This is a genomic window from Sphingobacterium chuzhouense, from assembly GCF_014692525.1.
Taxonomy (GTDB): domain Bacteria; phylum Bacteroidota; class Bacteroidia; order Sphingobacteriales; family Sphingobacteriaceae; genus Sphingobacterium; species Sphingobacterium chuzhouense.
This window is the reverse complement of the sequence record NZ_JACNYL010000002.1, coordinates 888,037-910,705: the sequence shown is the minus strand read 5'-3', so window position 1 is coordinate 910,705 and position 22,669 is coordinate 888,037. Positions and strand designations below refer to the sequence as shown.

Annotated in this window: 16 protein-coding genes; 8 read left to right on the top strand and 8 right to left on the bottom strand. The window is 42.6% G+C overall.

The features are described 5' to 3' along the window. The first annotated feature begins 4 nt into the window (after positions 1–4). The 5 genes from H8B21_RS10315 (at position 5) to H8B21_RS10295 (ending at position 7,011) form a co-directional block, all read left to right on the top strand. Positions 5–1,228, top strand: coding sequence for a hypothetical protein (locus H8B21_RS10315; RefSeq protein WP_190313664.1), 1,224 nt, complete (start codon positions 5–7; stop codon positions 1,226–1,228). A gap of 3 nt (positions 1,229–1,231) precedes the next feature. After that, positions 1,232–1,930 carry a DUF4198 domain-containing protein gene (locus tag H8B21_RS10310; RefSeq protein WP_190313663.1) on the top strand — a complete coding sequence of 233 codons (699 nt, stop codon included), beginning with the start codon at positions 1,232–1,234 and terminating at the stop codon, positions 1,928–1,930. Positions 1,931–1,938: 8 nt separating this feature from the next. After that, positions 1,939–3,207: a PepSY-associated TM helix domain-containing protein gene (locus tag H8B21_RS10305; protein ID WP_190313662.1), complete on the top strand. Its 1,269-nt coding sequence runs from the start codon at positions 1,939–1,941 to the stop codon at positions 3,205–3,207. A 69-nt stretch (positions 3,208–3,276) separates the two neighbouring features. Continuing rightward, positions 3,277–5,376, top strand: coding sequence for an outer membrane beta-barrel family protein (locus H8B21_RS10300; protein WP_190313661.1), 2,100 nt, complete (start codon positions 3,277–3,279; stop codon positions 5,374–5,376). A 267-nt stretch (positions 5,377–5,643) separates the two neighbouring features. Beyond that, positions 5,644–7,011, top strand: a complete 1,368-nt coding sequence (locus H8B21_RS10295; RefSeq protein WP_190313660.1) for an NAD(P)-binding domain-containing protein — start codon at positions 5,644–5,646, stop codon at positions 7,009–7,011. Positions 7,012–7,064: 53 nt separating this feature from the next. On the opposite strand, the gene H8B21_RS10290 is transcribed toward H8B21_RS10295, so the two are convergent. From H8B21_RS10290 to H8B21_RS10280, 3 genes are all read right to left on the bottom strand, one after another. Continuing rightward, complete coding sequence (locus tag H8B21_RS10290) at positions 7,065–7,976, bottom strand: helix-turn-helix domain-containing protein (protein ID WP_190313659.1); 912 nt, start codon at positions 7,974–7,976, stop codon at positions 7,065–7,067. A gap of 18 nt (positions 7,977–7,994) precedes the next feature. Next, positions 7,995–8,699: an SDR family NAD(P)-dependent oxidoreductase gene (locus H8B21_RS10285; RefSeq protein WP_380906769.1), complete on the bottom strand. Its 705-nt coding sequence runs from the start codon at positions 8,697–8,699 to the stop codon at positions 7,995–7,997. 153 nt (positions 8,700–8,852) lie between these two features. Further along, positions 8,853–10,274: an RtcB family protein gene (locus tag H8B21_RS10280; protein WP_190313657.1), complete on the bottom strand. Its 1,422-nt coding sequence runs from the start codon at positions 10,272–10,274 to the stop codon at positions 8,853–8,855. A 499-nt stretch (positions 10,275–10,773) separates the two neighbouring features. Here H8B21_RS10280 and H8B21_RS10275 point away from each other — a divergent pair, with 499 nt between their 5' ends. Continuing rightward, the gene (locus tag H8B21_RS10275; protein WP_190313656.1) at positions 10,774–11,790 is read left to right on the top strand and encodes a helix-turn-helix transcriptional regulator; all 1,017 of its coding nucleotides are present in this window, start codon (positions 10,774–10,776) and stop codon (positions 11,788–11,790) included. Between the two features lies 1 nt (position 11,791). Here H8B21_RS10275 and H8B21_RS10270 read toward each other — a convergent pair whose 3' ends face one another. Beyond that, the gene (locus tag H8B21_RS10270; protein ID WP_190313655.1) at positions 11,792–12,769 is read right to left on the bottom strand and encodes a GlxA family transcriptional regulator; all 978 of its coding nucleotides are present in this window, start codon (positions 12,767–12,769) and stop codon (positions 11,792–11,794) included. 182 nt (positions 12,770–12,951) lie between these two features. Between H8B21_RS10270 and H8B21_RS10265 the strand changes: the two genes are divergently transcribed. Both H8B21_RS10265 and H8B21_RS10260 read left to right on the top strand, forming a co-directional pair. Further along, positions 12,952–13,404 (top strand): SRPBCC family protein, encoded by a 453-nt coding sequence (locus H8B21_RS10265; RefSeq protein WP_190314019.1) that lies wholly within the window; start codon positions 12,952–12,954, stop codon positions 13,402–13,404. Beyond that, positions 13,394–13,810, top strand: a complete 417-nt coding sequence (locus H8B21_RS10260) for a VOC family protein (RefSeq protein ID WP_223814955.1) — start codon at positions 13,394–13,396, stop codon at positions 13,808–13,810. The genes H8B21_RS10265 and H8B21_RS10260 overlap by 11 nt, the downstream gene beginning before the upstream one ends. A 60-nt stretch (positions 13,811–13,870) precedes the next feature. On the opposite strand, the gene msrA is transcribed toward H8B21_RS10260, so the two are convergent. The 4 genes from msrA to H8B21_RS10240 all read right to left on the bottom strand — a co-directional run bounded on the left by msrA (position 13,871) and on the right by H8B21_RS10240 (position 22,658). Continuing rightward, complete coding sequence (msrA, locus tag H8B21_RS10255; RefSeq protein ID WP_190313653.1) at positions 13,871–14,542, bottom strand: peptide-methionine (S)-S-oxide reductase MsrA; 672 nt, start codon at positions 14,540–14,542, stop codon at positions 13,871–13,873. Positions 14,543–14,561: 19 nt separating this feature from the next. Beyond that, entirely contained in the window at positions 14,562–18,098 is a 3,537-nt protein-coding gene (gene smc, locus H8B21_RS10250) for a chromosome segregation protein SMC (RefSeq protein WP_190313652.1), read from the bottom strand. 117 nt (positions 18,099–18,215) lie between these two features. Then, entirely contained in the window at positions 18,216–19,349 is a 1,134-nt protein-coding gene (locus H8B21_RS10245; RefSeq protein ID WP_190313651.1) for a clostripain-related cysteine peptidase, read from the bottom strand. A gap of 267 nt (positions 19,350–19,616) precedes the next feature. After that, on the bottom strand, positions 19,617–22,658 hold the full coding sequence (locus H8B21_RS10240) for a collagen-like triple helix repeat-containing protein (RefSeq protein WP_190313650.1): 3,042 nt from the start codon (positions 22,656–22,658) through the stop codon (positions 19,617–19,619). Positions 22,659–22,669: the final 11 nt, after the last annotated feature.

Genomic DNA, 22,669 nt, shown 5'->3' with positions numbered 1-22,669 from the left:
AAAAATGAAACGTAATCGTATTTTAGCTTACTGCGCACTAGCGGTAACAGTATTGGGATCGTGTAAAGATAGTCCTAATGAACCCGATCCTACAGATAAAATCAGTACCGAATATTCCCTATGGGTTACTTCGTCTACAGGATCATATATTTTGACGACAGATGATTTAATGAAAGATACCCTATTGACGCCTGCCGGAAATAAAGGCATCGATATTTCAGGTTACCTACCAGCAGCCTACTATGGTGTATATGCATACAATTATCAGGGGAAATTCTATGTGTCTAACGACGGCACCCGTTTCAGTCAGCTTGAAATTCAGGAGAATGCAACAATGAAAGAGACGAATAACTATGCTTTTTCAAGTACATTCTATTTAGGGAAAGTATTAACTGAAATCAGTTCGAAAGATGAATTGGTCTTGACAAAAACTGCAGGAACTTATAATGAGGCAAAAAATGTACTGGAGCAACCCCTTTATTTTATGAATGTCAATGATATGACACTTAATAAAACGTTGAATGTAGATATACCATTTTTAAAATATACACCACTTACACCTGATAATAAGCCTTATATCGCTCCTTATATGGTACCAACTAGTTTTACGGTCAGGGGCGACAAGTTGTTTGTAGGACACAAATACAGAGGGTCGGATGGGACAGGCAATAAAGATATATTGGATTCAACGTTTGTTTATGTTTGCGATTATCCTTCTATGGTTAACGGTAAACTATTGAAAGACCCTAGAGGGGGCGTGGTAGCTGGTCACTGGGAAGTCAATAACACGACATTCTTAGATGACAACGACGATTTATACTTTCTGACCAAGAAAATTGCTCCCGCAACATATGGTCTATTACGTATCAAAGCGGGAGAAACAGAGATTGATAAAGACTATTTCTTTGATTTGAAAGATTATAATGTTTTCAAAAATACCTCATCTTCTACTATTCAGAAGCTGGGTAACGGTAAAGCTTATATCAGTCCGTTTGTTGTTGACCCGGCAAATAAGAAAGTAACCGCCGATTTACGAATTCTGACCGGAGGTGCAGAGCCTAAAACGACCATGAATCTGATGGAGAATGGCAAGCTATACGATGTGTTTAAAACAGATGCTTCGAAATGGTATGTCTACGAGTATGACCCAACAACGAATAGTGTAAAACGCGGCGCCGAGATTGATGGCGGTATTACGCACGTGTATCATGTAAATAAACTAAAATAACGTATGAAAAAATTAATAGTAGTTATCCTGACATTCTTTTGCGTAGTGTCGGTATCAGCACATGCTGTATTTATAGAAACGGCGTTAAAAGGAACGAAAGGTAAATCGCATACGGTAAAAGTGGTATATGGCGAGCCCGATGAGCACGAGGAAAGATCGAAATGGTGGTGGTATAAGGAGGGTATGCAGATTACATTGACGTTGACAAAACCCGATGGCAGCAAAGAATCTTTGACAACGACCGCACAAGCAGACCATCTATTGGCAACATTTATCCCAGATCAGGATGGTGTCTATCACGTCTCGTTACAGCAAGATACAGAACGAAAAGAGGGAGCTAAAACGCAATATCAAATCAATGCTGTGGCGACCATCCAAGTGGGAAATGCAACGGTAGGAAATACGGCATCAAATATTGGTAACGAGTTATTGGTCTATGCAGATGAACGCTCTTATAAAAATAAGAAGGAAGTTTCGTTGATATTTTACGAAAAAGGTAAACCGGCTCCGCATTCATTTATCCAAATTATTGCACCTAGTGGTTGGATAAGATGGATAGAAACAGATGAACAGGGTGTGGCTAGATTTACGCCGGAATGGACGGGAAAGTATTTTGCGGAAGCATCCAAAAGAGAAAAGGTTGCAGGGCAAGATTTTGAAGAGTACAGCCGGGCCAGCTCCATGAGTTTCGAGGTGAAATAAATTCAAAAATGTCTGCAAAGGGAAAAAGGAGAAATTTATCGATATTTAGATTGGTCAATAACTGGCTTCATCTTTGGCTGGGACTTATTTCGGGTATTATTGTTTTCATCGTTTGCCTGACAGCGTGCCTATGGGTATTCAATTATGAGATCATAGATCTGATGATCCCAAAGAAAGAGAGACAGTATATGTTGGCTTCTAGTGAATCGTTGATTTCTCCTTCCAAAATTCTCGCCATTGCAGACTCGCTTTATCCAGATGATTTTGTACGGAACATTACGTATACAAGGGACTATCCGGTGTCTTTTACCGTTCGCGTGAAAAGCACGGATACGACCAAAAGCGCGGAACCAGAAGTTAATTTACTGCATCCATATACTGGTGAACATTTAGGTTTGCAACAGGAAGATAATTCGGATGAAGCGAAGTTGCGCGAAAAACTAAATAGCTTCTTTGCGTGGTCACTTAGTGGTCATCGGTTTCTATGGCTTCCTAGAGATATTGGACGTCCTATCGTCAACTATGCCACGTTAATTTTCTGTATCACCTTGATCACGGGGTTGATTTGGTGGTATCCGAAAAAATGGACGAAATCAACACGGGCGAAGAGTTTTAAGATAAAGTGGAAAGCGGGATGGAAACGGATAAATATCGATTTACATAATGTTGTTGGGTTCTATTCTTTTCTGCTGGTGTTGCTGCTGGCCGTTACAGGCATGTATTATGGTATCACTTGGGTAAACCGGGCGCTCTATTGGTCTACAAACTGGGGGCAGAGTCTAGCCGAGCGTACATCGGTGAGCTCGGATACAACGAAGATTACTGATGTATCACAGTTTCCGCAGGCATTTGACAAAGAAATTCAAACGATCTTGACGCAATATAAAGATCCGCATTACCTCACGATAACGTATCCGGATACGGTCAGGAAAGAGGCGACGATCTCGGTATACATTCGAAACGATATGGATCGTCAGTTTAATAATCGTTATTACTCTTTTGATCAATACACGGGGGGATTTCTCCCGAACAGTATTTCTCTGTTTAATAAAGATTACTACGAGTTAAGTGCGGGAGAGAAATTTCGAAGGCTCAATTACGATATCCATGTGGGGTCTATTTGGGGATTTCCGACAAAAGTTTTGGCTTTCTTCTTAACATTCATAGCGGGTTCGTTGCCCGTTACGGGTTTTATCATTTGGTACAATCGGAAATGGGGTAAGAAGAAGAAAAGAAAACCTACTGTTCGTTTTCGGCCAAAGTCTACAAATATTTAAAGGTTACAATTTAATTTATATACTTAAGCTGGTTCTTCCAAAATAGGAGGGACTAAGGAGATTATTACAATGAAATCAACGATACTATCTATACTATTTTTATGTTTTGTAGCGGGGCTTTACGCACAGAAAGAGGAAACAATAGAAGCTGTAGAAGTTGTTGGAAAACAGGCGGCTATCCGGCAATACGCTGACAAAATGGTAGTTGATGTAGAGGGCAGCGTCTTGGCAGAGGGAAATAATGTGTTGGAGCTGTTAGAGAAAACACCTGGATTGGTTTCGGACGGTAAAGGAAATTTTTCCATTCAAGGACGTGCTGGTGCGAATGTGCGGATAGATGGCCGTGATATGTATGTAACAGGTGAACAGTTGGCTAGTATATTGCGTGGTTTACAGGCGTCTGAAGTTTCCAAATTAGAGCTGATGAGCAATCCGTCCGCTAGAGAGGATGCCGCAGGTACAGCGGGTATAATCAATATTGTGACGAAGCGAAATGCGCGAATGGGTTTCGGAGGGGACGTGTCCTTACGCGGCGCGAAAGGGAGAGAATTTCATGGCGGTTTTGGTGGCGGGCTCCATTATAAAGTGAATGGTATCGATATGTACGTGCAAGGGAATAAAAGCTACGACCGTACCAATAGCCATAACCTGACGGAAAGAAGTTTTTTTGAACAGGGGAACTTATTATCCTTTCAACGGCAGCATGAAAAAAAGAGGCTCGATGATGCTTCGTTTAATAGTGTACGCGCAGGTGTAAAGTATGAATTCGCTGATGGGGGTGTATTGGATGGGAGTGTGCATTGGATGACAGGTAATTATAAGCCTTACGCTACTATTGATATGGATACGTGGAGTTATCCCAGTCAGGTACATGCGGAACGCGCATGGAGTCAGAACCGGTTTGACGAATCTTTTAAAAATTGGACGTTCAATGTCAATTATGCAAATAAATATGAGGGAGAAGATCACTTCTTGAAATTCAATTTTGATTTTGCTCCGCATGGTAATGATTATAATAATCGTTTTGAAACGGATATTTCTAATCTCCAAAATGATACAAAAACTTCTACAGGACGTACCAATGTGCAAGATTTGAGCAATACAACTTACGCTGGAAGATTGGATTATAGCCGGCCCTTCGCAGATGCAAGTAAAATTGAACTCGGCTGGAAAGGGACTTACTTTTTTATCAACAACGATGTGGTCAATACCGTACTGGATAATGGAAACTGGATGCCGGATGCAGCTACGTCTAACCGTTTCCAATACACGCAACATATTGAGGCCTTGTATGCTATTTATTCGGGAAAATATAAAAAATTGGAATATCAAGCCGGGCTGCGGGGCGAGTACACGTTTATTAATGCAAATCAGGTTACGCTCAACAAGAAAAATGACCAACGCTACTTTGATTTGTTCCCGAGCGGATCTTTATTATATAATCTGAATGACGACAATACATTAAGAACTTCGTTCAGTAGTCGTATCGAGCGTCCAGGTGATCATGATATCAATGTATTTCGGATCTATGAGGACGCCTATAGTTACTTTGAAGGTAATCCTGACCTAAAGCCGGAGAAGAGCTATATCACTGAAATAGGGCATGGTTATAGAAATAAATTGTTTACTACCGTGGGTGTCTCTTATGGGCGGGATATTATCAACTGGATTATACGTCAAGGGGATAGGGTGGGTGAAAACTTAGCTCGGCCTGAAAATATCGGACGTTATCTTAATTACAGTGCGAGTGTAATGTATAATCAAAGGGTGAATTCATGGTGGTCTGCCAGTCATTATGTCAATGCGTTCTATAATGATTATACAGGGGAAATCGGAGAGGCTAATTTAGCTTCTAAAGGTTCGAGTTGGACAGCCAATAGTCGTCAGACACTTCTGTTTAAATATGGGTTTCGCTCCGAAATTTCGTTGTATTATAGCTCCGGCGTTACGACAGGGCCAGTGCGTACAGATCAACGGTATGGTATGGACCTAGCGGCTGAAAAGAAAATGTTTGGTGACCGCGGGATGATCAAGTTGGCGGTAAATGGCTTGCTTAGAAATGCCAACCCACAGTTAACAAGTACATACGGAGACTTGACAATTTTTTATTCGGACTTTCCGGATAATAGGAAGGTTTTATTGTCATTAAGTTATCGCTTTGGAAATTAACCGTTATTTTCTAACGCTCTTTTGTAAGCCTTATGCTGTCCGATTTCCGGAACACCTTCCGGAAATTCCTTTTTGCTTTTATAGAAATTTTTGTATATATTTGTTAAATCTGAATAGCGTGTGAACGCTATTTTCTATTTGCACCATTCCTGTAATGGTCATCTTTTGGGAAGAAATTCCCTCCTTATAAAATCCTTCCAGGATTTAAAACATACGGAATTTATTTTTTTGTTGAACGCATGATCTTCTCATGCATAAAATTTTTATATGGTTAATTTTAAAGTTGGTATTATCGGTGCAGGCCCTAGTGGACTGGCCATGTTAAGGGCGTTTGAATCTGAACAGAAGAAGGGTAATCCGATTCCTGAAATTAAGTGTTATGAAAAGCAGGACAACTGGGGTGGAATGTGGAACTATACCTGGCGCACAGGTGTCGGAAAATATGGTGAACCACTTCACGGAAGTATGTACAAGTATCTATGGTCTAACGGGCCAAAAGAATGTCTGGAATTTGCAGACTATACGTTTATGGAGCATTTCGGGCAGCCAATCTCGTCTTATCCGCCAAGAGAGGTGCTTTTCGATTATATACAAGGCCGTATTAACAAAAGTAACGCGCGCTCGTTTATTCAGTTTAATACGGTAGCGCGATGGGTAGAGTACTTGGAAGATCAGAAGCAGTTTCGTGTGGTCTTCGATAATCTCGTGAAAAATGAAACGTTCGAAGAGTATTTTGACTATCTCGTCGTCGGTACGGGGCATTTTTCTACGCCGAATATGCCTTACTTTGAGGGTATCGACCAATTTCCCGGTACGGTGATGCATGCGCATGATTTCCGCGGCGCCGATCAGTTTGTTGACCAAAAGTTATTATTGATAGGTAGTAGTTACTCTGCCGAAGATATCGGTGTGCAATGCTATAAGCATGGGAGTAAATCGGTGACGATAGCGTACCGCACGGCGCCAATTGGGGTGAAGTGGCCGGACGGTATCCAGGAAAAACCTTTGCTCACGCATTTTGAAGGCGACCGAGCGTTTTTTAGCGACGGAACACATGAGCAATTTGATGCCGTGATTATGTGTACAGGCTACCAGCATAAGTTCCCGTTCCTGCCGGACGAATTGCGGTTGAAAACAAACAACTGCCTATATCCAGATAACTTGTACAAAGGTGTTATATTCAATGACAACGAGCGTTTGATATATCTGGGTATGCAAGACCAATATTATACGTTTAATATGTTTGATGTACAGGCGTGGTTTGCGCGTGATTACATGCTTGGACGTGTGGATTTACCGATTAAGGAGGAACGCGAAGCGGATATCAAAAAATGGGTAGATTACGTCGATAGTACGACCACCGACGTCGAACACGTCGATTTTCAAACGGATTATATCAAGGACCTGATAACGTTGACGGATTATCCTCCATTCAACCTGGATAAGGTAGCGGAGATGTTCAAAAGCTGGCTCAACGATAAAAAGGTGAATATACTGAATTATCGTGACCAGGTATATACATCGGTTATGGATGGAACCGAGGCTGTACCGCATCACACCCCGTGGATTGAAGAAATGGACGACAGCCTGGAGCGGTATCTTCAGCAAGAAAACATCATGGAAAATGTGAGTTAATAGAGTGAATATGCGATTAGTAATGAACTCCCGGTTAATACAACCGGGAGTTTTTAGTTAAAGCTCTTCCGAAATTCCAAAGGGGTTTGATTCGTCTTTTGCTTGAATAGTTTGCTGAAGGACTGGGAGTGTTCAAAACCGAGTTCGTACGCGATCTCACTGACAGAAAGTGGTGTATTCGACAGTTTTTCTTTTGCGCGATCGATGATCGTGTTTTGGATATGTTGCCGGGCATTTTGTCCGGTAAGATGTTTTAGTGTACTGCTCAAATAATCCGGAGAGATATGCAGTTCATCGCTTAGGTATTGTACGGTAGGTAAACCTTTTTCTACCAATGCATCGCTTTTAAAATAATGGTCTAGCACCTTTTCGAATCGGGTTAAGATTTCGTGGTTGCTCTGATCCCTGGTGAGGAATTGCCTTTTGTAAAAACGTTCGGAGTAGTTTAAAAGCAATTCGATCTGGGAAATAATAATGTTTTTACTGAAATCATCCATATTGCCGGAATACTCCTGCTGGATCTGTCGGAATATTTCGAGAATAACCTTTTCTTCTTTTTCTGATAAAAACAAGGCTTCATTGACTTCATATCCGAAGAATTCATACTGCTTCATCTTCTCCGCAAGACTGGTATTCCAAAGAAAGTCAGGGTGAAGAAGTAGGATGTATCCCGATGGGGAACGGTGTACGTCGTCCTTGGTATATTGGACTTGAAGTACTTGCTGTGGCGCAAAAAACGTCATCAAGCCCTCGTCAAAATCATAGGATTGCTGCCCGTAACGGTATTTTCCTACGACGTTTTTTTTCAAGGCAATACTATAAAACGATTTCAGATAATGGAAACGTCCTTCTTCTTTACGCAGATCAGCATAGTTTACTACGCTGATCAGCGGATGATCAGGAAGCAGTATGCCGTTAAATCGGTGAAATTCAGTAATCGTATCGATTCGGATTAAGTCGTTCATATATTCTTTCCAATTGTTTTAAATATTCATGCCGCCGGAAACTTCGATGCGCTGCGCATTGATCCATTGGGCATCTTCTGTACATAAAAACGCCACGACGCCACCGATGTCTTCTGCTAATCCGGCACGGCCCAAAGCGGTAACCGAGGCAACAGCTTTATTGTATTGTTCGTTATCCCGAACGGCGCCGCCCCCAAAATCTGTTTCTATAGCGCCTGGTGCAATGGTATTAGCTCGAATTCCTTTGCTACCCAGTTCTTTTGCTAAATAACGCGAGAAAACCTCGATACCACCTTTCATCATGGCATAGGCCGCATAGCCAGGCATGCAAAATCTCGCCAGACCGGATGATACATTGATAATTCCGCCACCTGTGTTGAGTATGGGAATAAGTTTCTGAGTCAGGAAAAATACGCCTTTTAGGTGGATATTCGAAAGCGTATCGAACTGTTCTTCGGTGGTTTCAGCAATGGAATTTCCAAGTCCAATACCCGCATTGTTAACTAAAAAGTCAATTGTTTCTTTTCCTAGTTTTTCTTTTAACGTGGTTTTGACCTCCGTAATGACGGCATCAAAGCTGTCTATTTCTGAGGTGTCCAGTTGTACCGCAAAGGCTTTCTGTCCCTTGGCTTCAACGGCTTCCACCACCTTGGCAGCCTCTTCTTTATTGCTTTTATACGTCAAGACGACATCCAATCCTTTTTCTGCAATGCGCAGCGCCATGTCTTTTCCTAAACCGCGGCTCCCGCCGGTTACGAATGCTATTTTACTCATTGTTTTTCTGTCTAATGATTACCATGCAAATATCATTTTAATACCGCTGCTATTTGTATCTCAAAACTGGATACTTGTAGGCAAAACCGTTTTTTGTCCATCTTAATCCTCTCTCGATCCATCGTCTGCCATACGGACAATTCTAGGGGAGAAGGTCGCCACAACATCGACTAAATCGGATTGAGCTGACATCACGGTATGGATATCTTTGTACGCCATAGGCGCTTCGTCCATTCCGGCTCCAAGTAACGTAATACCATGTTGCTCCAGCATTGTCTTCAAATCCGCGGATGCCAGTGTTTTGATTGCCTGTGTACGGCTCATCAGACGTCCGGCACCGTGAGAGGCCGAGTTAATGGCTGCCTCTTCTCCTTTGCCTCTTACTAAGAAGCCTGGGGTAGCCATCGATCCGGGAATGATACCCATGGTGTCTTTACTTGCAGGGGTAGCACCCTTTCGGTGAACGATCACCTCTTCTCCTTCAAATTGCTCTTTCCAAGCAAAATTATGGTGGTTCTCGACCTTGACCAGCAATTCGGCACCCAATGCTGTTCTAATCTTATCGTGTATAACCTCGTGACAGGCCGACGCATAATCGCCTGCTAGATTCATCGCTAACCAGTATTCCTGCCCTTCGGCGGTATCCAGATCCAAATAAGCCAAATTTTGCGCCGCATAAGGTAGCTTACAGATATCCTTAGCGAGTTTGGTATAATGACCCGCGATCGTAGCACCCAGTCCACGCGAACCGGAATGCGTTAGTAGCGCCAAATATTTCCCTCGCGCTACGCCCAAGGCTTCGTCTGCCTCGGCAAAGTCAATCACGCCGAATTCCACAAAGTGATTCCCTCCACCAGAAGAGCCTAACTGTGTCCAGGCTTTGTCCTTTAACGACCGGATAAAATCATGGGTATCAAACAGCTCATTGTCCAAAACAGCGTGATCCACGCGTTCGTGTTTCAAATAACCGTGACCTGCCCCAAAACGTGTATTACCCATTAACACCGCTTTTAACGTATCGTGGTTGGTATCCAAATAATCAGCCGGTAAATCAAATACCGAAAGTGCCATTCGGCAACCGATGTCCACACCTACACCATAAGGAATAACGGCGTTATTGGTCGCTAATACGCCACCGATCGGTAAGCCGTAACCTTGGTGTGCATCGGGCATCAGGGCGCCTGCAACCGTTACAGGCAACTTCATCGCGACGTCCATCTGCTTTTTGGCCCCCTCTTCAATATGGGCCTCCCCATACACGGAATAGGTGTCTGGAGTTTCTTTCAAAGAAATCGTTTCTTTTTCGATCGTATCGATTTTTAACAGTACCTCTGCCAATGGTTTAAAGATGTTGTCTGTCATATAGGACTCGGGGTGATCCAGTACATCCTTGAATTTAGCCAACATCTGTTCTCGACTGAAACCCAGTCTTTTTTTATTGATCTTTAACGCCACGCCCATAGCATGGTTTTCTTTGTATCCTAAGGCAAGTAAATCGTTGCCGCTAATTCTTTTATTTTCCATTTTTTTCTTCGTTATTAATATACATATTTTCAGCCAAATAAAATTTTTCTTACTTAAAGGTGACGAAGCAATCATGCTTTCCTGTAAGCAAGGAACAACAACCTCTTTACGTTGTTCCTTGCGCCTCTTTATTGCGAATGCTATTTAGCAAACAATTGTTTTAACTGATCGAGGATTTGACCGTTGCCGGAAACCAGGACGCCATTTCCAGTTAAAGGTTTCTTTGTGCCTTTCGGCACATATCTTTATGGCAATGATTTGCTTTTCTTCATCAAAGAACGATTGTCATACCCGACATGACAAAGGTGCAACCGGATATGCGCAGTTGTTTTGCGTAGTACGATGTATTTGATTAATAAAGTTTAATGCGTTGATATATAGTGGAATAATTTTCTGTTTAACATCTTAAATAACTTGAAATATCAATTCTACGCAGATACGTTGCGTAGAATAAATAAAGTCAGTAACTTTAAAACGCCACGCTAAACGCAAAAACGATATGTCAATTAATAAACTGGCTCTAATTCGCTATAAAATCATCGATAATTGCCTACGGCAAACACATCGAAAATGGACGTTGGACAATCTGATTGAAAAAGTTTCGGATGGATTGTACGAACTGGAAGGTATTCATACCGGTGTCTCCAAAAGGACGATACAAAGCGATATTCAGCTGATGCGCAGTAACAAACTCGGATATAATGCACCTATCGTTGTGGCCAAGCGCAAGTTTTATACGTATGAAGACCCGAGCTATTCTATTAGCAACTCCCCATTATCGGACGGTGACATGTCCAAAATGAGAGATGCGGTCGATATTTTAAAACATCTGAACGGATTCTCTTACTTCGACGAAATGAGCGATATGATCGCCAGATTAGAGAACAACCTCTCCAAACAGGAGAACAGATCAACCTCTTGTATCCAATTAGAAAGCAATAAGTTGTTGAAAGGGTTGAATTGGATAACACCGATACATAAAGCTATACGGGAAAAGATCCCGTTACTGATCATGTATAAGTCCTTTAAATCCCAGTCGCCACAGGAAGCTGTTTATTTCCCGTATCTGCTCAAAGAATATCGGAACAGATGGTTTTTGATCTGCAAACCGAAAAAAAGAAAAACACTCATCACCCTCGCGCTGGATCGCATAGAGGATATCGCCGAAATGGCAAAATCAGGATTTGTGGAATACGACGGCGTCGATTTTGAACGTTACTATGAGGATACGATTGGAGTCACTAAATCGGAAAGGGATAGGGGGCATCGGGTCATCTTGCAAGTCGACCCAAGCAATGCGCCGTACGTGCTGACGAAACCTATGCATGCTTCGCAACAACTTCTGAAAACGGGGGCGGATGGCAGCATCTGTATCCGATTGGATGTGGTGTTAAACTATGAACTGGAACGTGAAATACTTGGTTTTGGAGAGTGTATCAAAGTGCTTGCCCCTAAGATATTGCAGGATAAGATGAAACGAAGGGCGTATAAGATGTTACAGCAGTATAATTCCTAGGTTAAACTTCGGTTGTCACCTTCGCAAACTTGTTTCTGTACTCAATAGGAGTAAGCCCCGTAATCTTCTTAAAGATATCTCGAAACGCTTTGGTGTCGGTATAGCCTACATCAAACATGATTTCGGTGACGTTCTTTCTGGATGCTTCAAAGAAATTTTTGGCGGCCTCTATTCGTACCCGCTGGATATATTCGATAGGCGTGTTATTGGTGGCTTCCTTAAATCGTCTTTCAAAAGTTCGACGGCCTATATGCACTAAATTGGCTAATGTCTCTATGGATATTTTATCTCGATAGTGCGTTTCGATGTAATCCTGTACTTTCTGGATAGCATCGTCCCCATGATTGCGTTGGCCTTTGAAAATAGCAAATTGAGATTGGTTATCGCGCCCGATATCCAACGCGAAATATTTGGAGATCATAATGGCTGTTTCCCTATCGGAAAACTTTTCGACCAGATACAGGATCAGATTCCATAGACTATTTGCTCCGCCACTGCTATAAATATTATCGTGCTCGGTGATAATCGCACCGTCTTCGACTTCCACGTCGGGGTATCGTTCTTTAAATTCGTTCACATGCGCCCAGTGTGTAGAACACTTCTTACCGTGTAGCAAGCCCGTTTCAGCTAAAAGAAACGCCCCGATACAAAGGCTGGCGAGGCTTGAACCTTTTTCGTAAAGCTTTTTAAAGTATGGGATCGCTTCTGCATTAGCTTGGATTCCTTTGACGGTATCACCAAAGGTTGGCGGAATGATCAATAAGTCTGTTTCGACGACGTCCTTAAGTAATCTATTGGTTTTAATCATGTACTCCCCGTTATTGGCCGGTACGTAATCCTGCAAACCAACATACTCAACTGTAAAAATGGATTTCTTGCCGAATACGGTTAAGAACTCGTTGGCGGTTTGAAAGGTTCTGAATGCTGGTGTGACGGCTTCTATAACCCCATATTCAGGAACAAAGACAGAAATCTGCATAGCAACGAAATTATTTAGGATAACAAGTTAGCAAATAGTTTTGTCATAATTTACCCCTAAGGCTGTCGTTTTCACAACAGCTTAGATTTGCTATTCTCCGGTAACTTTGTATTGTTGGTTATGGGAATAACTTTCAAATAAAGGAGAAGTAAAAAATAAATAGTTCACTTAAATATTTTAATATCATGAAAAATTCAGTTTCATTACACAGGGTAATTCAAGCAAGTCCCGAAAAGGTTTTTCGGGCATTTTCAGACCCAATAGCGCACGCTACTTGGCTACCACCTTATGGCTTTGTATGTACCGTACAACAAATGGACTTTGAAGTAGGAGGTAAGTACCATATGACATTTATTAATTTCAGTACCGGGAATGGCCACTCTTTCGGAGGAACATATGTGGAAATAAAGCCCAATGAGTTTATTAAATACACCGATAGTTTTGACGATCCTGCCATGCCGGGGGAGATGACAACGACCGTATGGCTAAACGAGGTTTCATGTGGTACAGAGCTGAAAGTGCTGCAAGAAGGGATTCCGGAAATGATTCCTGCAGAGATGTGTTACCTAGGTTGGCAGGAATCACTGGACAAATTAATAAAGCTGGTAGAACCGGAAATACCGGATGGGCAATAAAGTTATGACCATTCTTCGTTCCGGTAGATTCGTGAGTGCTGTCTTCATTACTTTTTCCGGTAACTGCAGAGAAGCACTCACCTATTACCAAACTTGCTTTGGCGGTTCAATTCGGTTCGAAACTTTTGAAAAAGAAGAGCTGGGATCCATAGAAAAGCCAGTGGTTATCGGTTCACTTTTTTCTGATGAGATCACTGTCCACGGTTCAGATCTCGTACATAACGAAGGAAGGACACTAGGCAATTATATGGCTGTTTTTCTGTATTGTAAGACTGTGGATGAGAGGCAGACGCTGATTAAGAAACTTGAACTCGGTAAAGAACACCCTACCTTTATTGATGATAAAGACCAGAAATTGGTAGAAATAATCGATATATTTGAAGTGAGGTGGATATTGGCAGTGTAATTATCGCTGCAAGAGGTGCGTGACTGGCGAAACGGATAAATCAAACAACATTGTAAACGACTATTCTGCTTTCAATTTCCCTTTAAACACTTTTCTGAATTTTTCCAGCTTTGGTTTTATGACCATCTGACAATATGCCTCATTCTTATTATTGACATAATAATCTTGATGATAATCCTCCGCCTTGTAAAATTTACCATAAGGGCTCACCTCGGTCACGATCTTCTTGTCGTATGCGCCTTCGTCATCTAACTGCTTGATGTAAAAGTCCGCGAGTTTCTTTTGGTCTTCGTTGTGGTAGAAAATAGCTGAACGATATTGTGTGCCGACGTCCGCGCCCTGGCGGTTTAGCTGGGTGGGGTCATGGGCGACAAAAAAGGCGGCGAGCAGTTCGTCGTAAGATATTTCGTCGGGATTGTAAATAATGTTACAAGCCTCGGCATGCCCCGTCCTGCCTGTAGTGACTTGTCGATAAGTTGGATTGCGGACATGACCACCCGTATATCCGGATATGACGGCAGTGACACCGTCTAATTGTTTGAATTGCTCTTCAACACACCAGAAACAGCCAGCGGCAAATGTGGCTGTATCCAGGGCTAAATTACTGGTCTGACGATTATCCGTAAGATTTGAACCACTGTCGGATTTCGTTTGCGCACAAGAGATTGACAGCACAAACAGTAAAAAGAAAGTCAATCTGCTACCATAGGGTATTATATATGGAAATTTCATGTTGGTATCCTATTAAAAATTAAGCGACATCCCGCAAATCCACGGGCACGACACGTGAAACCCCTTGCTCTACCATCGTAACACCGTAAATAATATCCGTGCTGGCTATTGTTCGTTTGTTGTGCGAAACGATAATAAACTGGGAATTCTTCGAAAAGTCTTTGATGATGTTGTTGAACTTATCAATGTTGGTATCGTCCAATGGCGCATCCACTTCGTCAAATATACAGAACGGGGCGGGTTTCAATAGATATAATGAGAATAGGAGTGCAGTAGCGGTCAATGTTTTTTCACCACCGGACAACTGGTTGATCGATAATGGGCGCTTGCCTTTCGGACGCGCGATAATATCAATATCCGATTCCAATGGATTCGCCGGATCGGTCAATACCATATCACAGGAATCTTCCTGGTTGAACAGTGAACGGAACACATGCACAAAGTTTTCACGGACGGTATTGAAGGCGTACATAAATTTATCATTGGCCGTCTGGTCTATCTCGTTGATAGTCGCCATCAAGGATGCTTTGGCGTCCAATAAATCGCTTTTTTCCTTAGAAATAAAAGTGTGACGCTCCTGTATTTCGTCGTAAGCCTCTTTAGCCATCGGGTTGATAGAACCATACGAATCCAGTTGTTTTTTGAGCTTATCACAGGTTGTCGCCAATTCTTCTTGGCTAGCGGATATTTCCGGCATATCACCTTCAAGCAAGGAATTGATGTCGATATTGAACTCAACCGATAGACGCTCTTTTAAGCTATTGAGGTCAATCTGTAGAGCAGTCTTCTTATCTTTCAATTCAGACAGCAGGAAATCGTTTTGGTCTTTGCTACGTCGTAATTGGGTGATCTCTTCTTCCAGTTCGTTGATGATGCGGCGTGTCGTATAGAAATCCTCTTCAATTTCTTGGAGACCTTTTTCGAGCTCCTCTTTTTGGGCATACATCGCCACAAGGTCTTCATCATTATGGTCTGCAATATGGGAAGTATCTTTCATATCGACTTTCACCTGTTCATATTCCAACGAATTTTTCTCTATCCGGGCTTCGAAGGCTTCCTGTTGGCTTTCCCGATATTCCAAATCCTTTTGTAAGCTGGATACTTTATTTTGCTGCTGGTGGAAACGGATGTTCTCTTGATTAAAGGAAGCGGACTTCTCATTCAGCACTTCCACGATTTCGGCATGGGCATGTTGTAATTCCGCCAATTGCTTTTGTCCCGATTCTGCTTCGACTCTCCATATTTGCAGTTCCGGCTCCGCCTTTTGCAATTCATATTGGATGACCGTAATCTTGCTTTCAATATCCTGTTTACGGTTCTGGCTGTTGGTAATGAACGTCTGATATTGTTCTTGCTTGGTTTTTACTGAAATCAATTCGTTGTGCAGACGGTTTAATACCATGCGAAGTTCGTCGATAACATCTTTTTGCGACGCCGTGCGTAATGTCACTAGCTTATCTACGTTATCCGCTTCGTCCTGCTGTAGTTTTTCGATTTTTTGGTTAAGCTCCTTGATCTCTTTGTTAAGGCTTTCGAGGTTTTTTGCCCTACCGATACGCTTACCTTCAAACAGGCCGACAGAACCTCCGTTTAAGCCTAAGCGGTTTTTAGAGAATTTTCCCTCAGGGTGTAAGATAACTAGGTCGTCTTGAGGTAATGTCTCTGCCAAGCTATCCGAAGCTTCGGGTTTTAGTAAAAATACATGTTGTAGCAGTTGCTCGCAGAGCAAGCTGTATTTCTTATCTACCTTAACAACCTCTAATGCAGGGATCATATTTTCAGGTGTTTGAGGCTTTGTTTTGACCGTTTGGATAGCATCCAATACGAAGAAATTTGCTTTCCCGCGGGATGCATCACTCAATAACTGAATCGCCTGTACGGCTTCCTGTTGGTCTTGCACAACATAGTGGTTCATGACGGATTCCAGGTAATTTTCGATTGCAACACGGTATTCTTCCTTACAAAAGAGAATATCGGAAAAGAGGGGATAGGATTTCTTCCATCCGGCATTTTTGCGCAAAAATTTAATGGATTCCGGAAATCCCTCGAGATTATCCACCAAGGACTTGGTGAGGTTGTACTCGTTTTGTTTCGCGTCTACCAAACGGGATTCCCTATTTAGTTGCGCACGGGTTTCGTCGAGTTGTTCTTCAACCGCATGGATTTGCTGCTGTAATTCATTCTCCGCTTGCATAGCAGCATCATATTGGGTTTGTTGCTGCTCGACCCGTTCTTCCAGATCTGCAACCGCCTTGTTGAACTCGTTGAGCTCTTCCACCTTCGCAGAAGCGTCGGTCATTGTACGTACCGATTCCTGTTGTAGCGCCTCTTTTTGAATGTTCAGTACCGCAATGTCCTTTTCCAGTTTATATATCCTGTTTTGAAGTTCGCTGCTCTGTTGGGTAAAACTATCCAGCTTTGCTTTTGCAGATGATTGCTGCCCCCGAAGCTCTTCAACCTCCGTTTGGTTGCGGTCAATGTCTAACCGAAAAACATCCAATTTACCTTGTTCCTCAAAAAGCTCCTCATTCAGTCTTTTGATCGTATATTGAACATGTTCCAGTTGCTTTTTGTCGTTGTTAAGTTCGGCCGTAATCCGCGTTTCTTTTTCTTGCAAATGAATGATACGCTCATTCTTTATTTTTTTATCAGATTCGTAGCTACGGATTTTGTTCGCATATTCGTTGGTGCTTTTTTGCTGCGTAGCAAGATTTTTTTCTTTGGAAAGAATGTCCTCGCGCAATGTGCGTAGCTGATTCTCCTGGTTTTCAATTTTAGCCGATGTTTCCTTAATGCGCTCCTGCTGTCCTTTTTCTTGTTCGGCAATGCGTTCTAGATCCGTACTGAATCCCTCCAATCGATAATACGCCAATCCGACACTGGCTTCGCGATATTCCTCTTTAAGCTGGAAATATTTGTCTGCTTTTTTAGCCTGTGTTTCTAATTGTTTTAGATTCTTGTTGATTTCATAAAGGAGGTCATCGACACGATCCAGATCGGCTTCGGTATCCTTGAGTTTCGATAAGGTCTGTTTCTTGCGTACTTTGTATTTAGAGATGCCGGATGCTTCCTCAAACAGATTCCGACGCGAGTTGTCCTTGTTATTGATGATTTCGTCAATCATCTTCAATTCGATGATCGAATAGGTGTCCGCACCTAAACCGGTATCTAAAAAGAGATCGGTAATATCTTTCAAACGGCATTTAACGTCGTTCAAGCGGTATTCGCTGTCGCCATTACGATACAGCTTACGCGTAATGGTAACAGTCGAAAATTCGGTCGGGAGCAGTTTGTTATTATTCTCAAAGGTTAAGGATACTTCGGCTAGGTTTGCCGGCTTCCGGTTTGCCGTTCCGTTAAAGATGATGTTTTCCATCTTCTCGGAACGTAACATACGTGTACTCTGTTCACCCAATACCCACCGAATAGCATCCACCACGTTCGATTTGCCGCAACCATTGGGGCCGACAATGGCGGTTACACCTTCATTAAAGTTAATGGTGATCTTGTCACCGAAACTCTTAAACCCTTTAATCTCTAATTTTACTAACTGCATACGCTATGCCTTATTCCTCTAAAAATAAACAGACGAAAATACAGTTTTTTAGGCAGAACTAAAAAGCGTACTGCCCTTGAACAGATCGAGGGTGAATTTAATATTTCTGTATCTTATTTATAATAATTTGTCAAAGCCGCTGTCCGCATACCATTTTAAAGTACGATAATACGCGTGTGCCGTTTTTTCATTATCTGGATGGGGAATGTAACAGGTTAAACCTGAATTTTTGTCGATTGCAAAACCGTTGAAAAGCGGTGTGTTAGCCTTGTATATAACAGATTCTTGCAGTGCGGTTTTTAACTTTGGAAAGGAGGCGGCATGGTTATAATTCTGTTCGATAAAGTCTAGGAAGTCAAATGCGATCAGTGGATTTCCAATTCGATCAAAATCCATGCGCTGTACCTGATCACGGTTATAGTCTGCATGGGCAGGTTGTTGTGAAAGAAGAACTTGTTTGGTTTCCCGAGCCACGTCTTGTAGCTTCGAAGCATCAATAACAGATATGGTGGCTGACCGATGTAGACCGGAAAGATTGTCGTAATGGCTGTGGTATTTTTTTGCCAAAATACTATAGGCATTAATGTCGGAAGAGAAGAGATCGTTGGTGATTTTGTCATAGGGCATACCATTAGCAATAACTTCACCAGGTGATGCAATGAAATATTTCGCTTTTTCCTTGATTTCATATAGCACTTCTACGCTTGCCATTGAACACGCATCAAATAGGATGAAGTCAAAGGTGTAGGGTAACGCAGAATGGAAGTCTTTAATGTCCATTTGACTACCGCCGTCATCTCCGAAGGATTTCAGTTTAATGTTGCCATTACTGCTGGGTATCCAGCCCGTGGCGTGCGACCATAGCACCAATCCATACGTTTTTGCCGGAAATAGATTTCTAACGTCCTCTAAAACAAGGCGCATGGTAGCGGGGTCGCTAGAATCATGCGGCTCGTAGTCCCTAATCTTTGTTTTCCCGGCATTTGCACCATTTTTCTTATGGATGTGATAGAGTGATGATCGCTTGTTGGGTAGTTTTGTATAAACAATCAAGTTGCCATCGATGTCGCCCAAGGACTTTTCCATCTGTTCTATATTTTTATAGGCCTCGAGTTCTAGGTTATTGTTAGCGGCCAAGTATACCACTACCGTTCGGAACTTATCTTCGTGATCCGGTTTGATGTCGGTATGTTTACACGCCTGGAATACACAGAGCAGGCAAATAATAAAGTGAAAGAGGCGGGTTCTCATGGCGTTTCTTCTGTTAGCTTATCAAATGTAGAGAATTTTGATGGAGTTCAGCTGGACTGTTCTCTTTGAAGTTTTGCTTTCACGCGTTGTGCGATGAAAAGCAATATGCCGCTGGCAGTCATGTAGCCTACGGTCTCTATTATTTCTATATTCATAATTTTTTGGAGTAAAAAAAGGAAATTTTAGAAGAAGGGTGGTATGGAAACATACCACCTTCTTGCTATTGTTAATAAATTGAACTATTCCGTATTTGAATAATATAGAACATTAGTTTTGCGGGTTAACGACCACCTTAACTTCTTGCTCAATGTCAGAAAGGTTGTTGTTTGCGCCGTCGTTGTACCTGTTGGTAACTTTGATCTTGAATACTAATGTGATCGGTTGTGTGATCGTATTTGCACCGTTGTTCGTCCAACGAGCTGTAGCTGATCCACCGACGTTCACAATCGATACAGAAGTGGTTGCTGGTAATGATCCAGAGATGTCAACAGAAGGATTGCTGTTGTAGTATGCCCTATCCAGTGTCACCGCAGATGTCGATAACGTAGGATTCAATGCGCTACCGCCGAATACGGTGATACCATAACGTTGTAACCTCGTGTTGTCATATGCATTGTTGCTGTTCAAGACGCCTTGATAGTTGAATAATGTAACACCTTGATAATCTTCCACGCGCACGAAATTGCGAAGGGCTACATCCTGATTGTTGTTACCGCCTTGTTTGTCTGTTACGGTGGCTGCACCATTGTTTTTCAACACAACTGTTTTCACGGGGTTCTTGAAACGAACAGGTATCGATTCAGTTTTGAATGGAACTGGATTACCGTTTAAATAGTAGTTCACACGTACTGTGAAGGTATTTTTGGTAAATGTCCATCCTGTGATATAGTTGAACGCATCGCGGGCCGCGTTGGAATGGTGTTGCGGTGCCGCAGGATTTACCACGTGCAATTGCTCGCCACCTAATGCATTAACGATAGCGCTGGAAGACAGGTTGCCTGTTCCGAATGCCGCGATTGCTTGGTGATCAGCTGATGGGATAGAGAAGTTGTATGTTACACCAGGACCAGAAATGGTGTTGTTTAAGGTGATATACTCGTTCATGTCGCCACCCATGTACCAACTGCTGCCATTAGGTGTACCGTAAACACGTGCTGCATTGTTTTCCCAATAAGCAGGGATCGGTGCGTAAGAGATATTACCGTTGATGCTTACTTTTACCAAAATTTCTACGTTAACCACCGGATCTGACGAATTGGAAGCTGTTGGAACGTAACGACCAGTCAATTTGTAAGTTCCCGGATTTACCAGTGTTTGGTTGATTTCTACTTTTCTTGTTACGGCTTGTGTTGTGTTGTCCATGTCATGGAAAGTGAACCATGTTGTTGGAACAGTACCAAGCTGTGCAGAACCAGATGGGTCAGCAATAGTTCTTACGGCAGCATCAAATACCCAGTTGTAAGAATTGTGGAAATCGTTCGCTGATTTTCCTGTGGTGTTGTACGCTGCATCTAATGTTGTTGGTACGATCCATTGTACATCTTTCGTCGCAGACGCTGTGCTGGTTAAAGCATGGTTGATGTTTCCTTTTACGTCAACTGGTTGTATTACGCCCTGTGTGAAACCTACTTTTACGTAGCGGGTCGCGATAGACGTGGTTGAAGTAGCAGTAGCATACAAGTCAGCTTTTACAATTGCATGGTTGCCCAAAGCAGCCGTATTGTATTGACCGGGAGTAGACTCTTTTACGGAAATGGCACCTGTAGCTGCATCCACTTTCAGCCAATTTGCTTCTGTGGAGTTTGGATTTGCTAACGCAAAACGAAGGTCATAGCCATCTAGTCCGTTATCGTCCATAGATACAATTTGGTTGCCTACCTGTGCACGGCCGAAGAAACCTCTTAGTTCTTTTTCCAGCTCGATAGCACCTTCATAAGAATTTCCGCTGCCCAAATCGTTTTCGGCGTTATTGCGGATGTGCAGCGTGAAGTGCGCGTTGGTTTTCGCAGCGGCAGCAGTATTGCTCAATGATAAGTTTGGAGTGCCTGTGCCTGCCTCCACGAACGCACTACCGGTAAATGCTCCCGAACTATAACCATTAACTAATGTGTAAGGAGCAGTTTCCGATGCTTTAATAGCTTTTTCGATTGTTACTTCGTCTGTTTCGATGATCTCTTCTTTGGCAAGATTGAAAGGAGAGGCTACATATTGTTGGTTGCTCGCTGCTTTGTTATTTTTCACTTGCAATGCGATATGCAAATGCTCATTGCCTGACGGATTCGGGAATACGCTGTTCCCTGTATTGTTTACAGGTTTGTATTTCACCGTGATGTCACCAAAAGTTTTGGCTTCGCCTACTTTTGTAAAACTTGCGCTTGGTGTTGCTCCAGACGAACGGAAAGATACTTCCTCTGTTTTTTCGGTCAACAATCCGCTAGATTCATAGTTGGCGGTAGCTACTCCGAAAGGATTCAAGTTATACGTAATAGTAGCGTAACCTTGCATGTAAGTTGTTCTGCTGGTCGCATTATTGACAATGCGTGGGAACAGGACAACTGGTGTGTTGGAACTGTGAAGAGATGGAACCAATGTTAGGCTGCTAACCGCGACAGCTTCTGTTGCTAAAAAGACGCTGCTGGAGGAATTTCCTTCCGCATCGGTAAACACTACATTGTAGCCTCCATCGGTAGCAATCATGGCGATATCGCCAAAATAAGCTTGGACACCCGTATTTTGTCCATCAATGTGCCAGTATTGTTTGCCCCCTATCGTTTCGATAGTGACCACAGAGCCGTCTTGCCCTGGTGCTCCATCTTCACCATCCTGACCATCTTGGCCATCCTGACCTGGTGCTCCGGGTTGACCCGGTTGACCTGGTGCACCAGGCGTTCCTTGATCACCTTTTGCTTTGATACCCGTATCGACGTAATCAGTACCATTTTGGGCAATTTCCCAATTGCCACTTGTGGCGTTGATACGGATTAGCGGTGAGGTACCGTTGTTTCCTGTATCACCTTTATCCCCCTTATCGCCTTTATCTCCATTAACAATGTCATAAGAGAACGTGGTACCATCTGGACGTTTAAAAGTGATTTTGAAGCCTCCAGTTATAGAGGTGACCGATTCCACCACGTTGTTAGCGGCGAGTGTCGCAAGTTGTGTTTTCAGGCTGGCGATATCAGAACTGTTCTGCTCGATGCCTTGTTCAAGTCGTGTGATGTCGTCATCATACTTCTTACAGCCTTCAAACATGATCGCACTACTGAGTGCAACCGCTAAGGCTACTTTGGATAGTTGTTTGATTTTCATATTTGTTTTTA

What these genes read in the sequence shown, in the direction of transcription:
- H8B21_RS10285 (WP_380906769.1), bottom strand. Translation starts at nt 8,699, where the DNA reads ATGGCGCTGCGCATTGCAGAAAAAGGATTGGATGTCGTCTTGACGTAT.
- H8B21_RS10310 (WP_190313663.1), top strand. Translation starts at nt 1,232, where the DNA reads ATGAAAAAATTAATAGTAGTTATCCTGACATTCTTTTGCGTAGTGTCG.
- H8B21_RS10300 (WP_190313661.1), top strand. Translation starts at nt 3,277, where the DNA reads ATGAAATCAACGATACTATCTATACTATTTTTATGTTTTGTAGCGGGG.
- H8B21_RS10260 (WP_223814955.1), top strand. Translation starts at nt 13,394, where the DNA reads ATGGGCAATAAAGTTATGACCATTCTTCGTTCCGGTAGATTCGTGAGT.
- H8B21_RS10295 (WP_190313660.1), top strand. Translation starts at nt 5,644, where the DNA reads ATGGTTAATTTTAAAGTTGGTATTATCGGTGCAGGCCCTAGTGGACTG.
- H8B21_RS10275 (WP_190313656.1), top strand. Translation starts at nt 10,774, where the DNA reads ATGTCAATTAATAAACTGGCTCTAATTCGCTATAAAATCATCGATAAT.
- H8B21_RS10315 (WP_190313664.1), top strand. Translation starts at nt 5, where the DNA reads ATGAAACGTAATCGTATTTTAGCTTACTGCGCACTAGCGGTAACAGTA.
- H8B21_RS10280 (WP_190313657.1), bottom strand. Translation starts at nt 10,274, where the DNA reads ATGGAAAATAAAAGAATTAGCGGCAACGATTTACTTGCCTTAGGATAC.
- msrA (WP_190313653.1), bottom strand. Translation starts at nt 14,542, where the DNA reads ATGAAATTTCCATATATAATACCCTATGGTAGCAGATTGACTTTCTTT.
- H8B21_RS10245 (WP_190313651.1), bottom strand. Translation starts at nt 19,349, where the DNA reads ATGAGAACCCGCCTCTTTCACTTTATTATTTGCCTGCTCTGTGTATTC.
- smc (WP_190313652.1), bottom strand. Translation starts at nt 18,098, where the DNA reads ATGCAGTTAGTAAAATTAGAGATTAAAGGGTTTAAGAGTTTCGGTGAC.
- H8B21_RS10305 (WP_190313662.1), top strand. Translation starts at nt 1,939, where the DNA reads ATGTCTGCAAAGGGAAAAAGGAGAAATTTATCGATATTTAGATTGGTC.
- H8B21_RS10240 (WP_190313650.1), bottom strand. Translation starts at nt 22,658, where the DNA reads ATGAAAATCAAACAACTATCCAAAGTAGCCTTAGCGGTTGCACTCAGT.
- H8B21_RS10290 (WP_190313659.1), bottom strand. Translation starts at nt 7,976, where the DNA reads ATGAACGACTTAATCCGAATCGATACGATTACTGAATTTCACCGATTT.
- H8B21_RS10270 (WP_190313655.1), bottom strand. Translation starts at nt 12,769, where the DNA reads ATGCAGATTTCTGTCTTTGTTCCTGAATATGGGGTTATAGAAGCCGTC.